The organism is Mesorhizobium sp. M7A.F.Ca.AU.001.01.1.1, from assembly GCF_004022735.1.
Classification (GTDB): domain Bacteria; phylum Pseudomonadota; class Alphaproteobacteria; order Rhizobiales; family Rhizobiaceae; genus Mesorhizobium; species Mesorhizobium ciceri.
On record NZ_RZPF01001020.1, the window covers coordinates 1 to 1611 of the forward strand.

The 1611-nt window shown below is 64.1% G+C and carries 2 protein-coding genes; both read left to right on the forward strand.

From position 1 onward, the window contains the following. Positions 1-735, forward strand: a 735-nt coding sequence (locus tag EN884_RS35295; protein ID WP_128361096.1) for a pyruvate dehydrogenase complex E1 component subunit beta, incomplete at its 5' end; no start/stop codon positions are given. 18 nt (positions 736-753) lie between these two features. Then, positions 754-1611: biotin/lipoyl-containing protein (locus EN884_RS35300; protein ID WP_128361097.1), on the forward strand; the 858-nt coding region annotated here is incomplete at its 3' end.

The following is a 1611-nucleotide window of genomic DNA, read 5'->3' on the forward strand; positions in this document are numbered from 1 at the left end:
ACCTTCAACTTCGCCATGCAGGCGATCGACCAGATCATCAACTCCGCCGCCAAGACGCTCTACATGTCGGGCGGCCAGATGGGTGCGCCGATCGTTTTCCGTGGACCGAACGGCGCTGCCGCACGCGTCGCCGCGCAGCACTCGCAGTGCTACGCCGCCTGGTATAGCCACATTCCGGGCCTGAAAGTGGTGATGCCCTACACCGCCGCCGACGCCAAGGGCTTGTTGAAGGCGGCGATCCGCGATCCCAATCCGATCATCTTCCTCGAGAATGAGATCCTCTATGGCCAGTCCTTCGACGTGCCGAAGCTGGATGATTTCGTGCTGCCGATCGGCAAGGCGCGCATCCACAAGACCGGCAAGGACGTCACCATCGTCTCTTTCGGCATCGGCATGACCTATGCGGTCAAGGCGGAAGCCGAGCTGCGCGGCTTGGGCATCGATGCCGAGATCATCGACTTGCGCACGATCCGGCCGCTCGATCTCGACACCATCATCGCCTCGGTCAAGAAGACCAACCGGCTGATCGTTGTCGAAGAGGGATATCCGCAGAACTCGGTCGGCGACCATATCGCCAACCAGGTGTCGCAGCGCGCCTTCGATTTCCTCGACGCGCCGGTCATCACCATCGCCGGCAAGGATGTGCCGATGCCCTATGCCGCCAACCTCGAGAAACTGGCTTTGCCGAACGTCGGCGAAGTCATCGAGGCGGTCAAAGCCGTCACATATCGCTGAACCGGGCGGGAGGACAAAATGCCAATCAACATCACCATGCCGGCCCTGTCGCCCACGATGGAAGAGGGCAATCTGTCCAAGTGGCTCGTCAAGGAAGGCGACAAGGTTTCGCCGGGCGATGTCATTGCCGAGATCGAGACCGACAAGGCGACGATGGAAGTCGAGGCTGTCGATGAGGGCACGGTCGCAAAGCTCGTCGTTCCCGCCGGCACCGAAGGCGTCAAGGTCAACGCTCTGATCGCCGTGCTCGCTGCCGAAGGTGAGGATGCAGGCGCTGCCGCGAAAAGCGGGGGCGATGCTGCTCCAGCGAAAGCCGAGGCCAAGCAGGACAAGGCGCCAATCTCCCCACCCGTGGGGGAGATGTCGACGAAGTCGACAGAGGGGGGCGCTGTCCCGCCGTCCTCTCAGCGCGAGACGCCCCCCTCTGGCCTGCCGGCCATCTCTCCCACAAGGGGGGAGATCAGCCAGTCGCCGGAAGGACGCACCTTCGCGTCGCCGCTCGCACGTCGCATAGCCGAGGAAGCCGGTGTCGATGTGTCTGCCGTGACCGGCACCGGTCCGCATGGCCGGGTGGTGAAGGCGGATGTCGACGCGGCGATTGCCGGTGGCGGCGCCCAGGCGGCGCCTGCCGCCAAGGCTCCGGCTGGCGTGCCCGCTGCTGCTCCTGCCGCGCCGGTAAAGGCGATGTCGGACGATCAGGTGCTGAAACTGTTCGAACAGGGCTCCTACGACCTCGTCCCGCATGACAATATGCGCAAGACCATTGCGCGCCGCCTGGTCGAGGCCAAGACCACCATTCCGCATTTCTACCTGACGCTCGACTGCGAGCTCGATGCGCTGCTGGCGCTGCGCACGCAGATCAATGCGGCAGCCCCG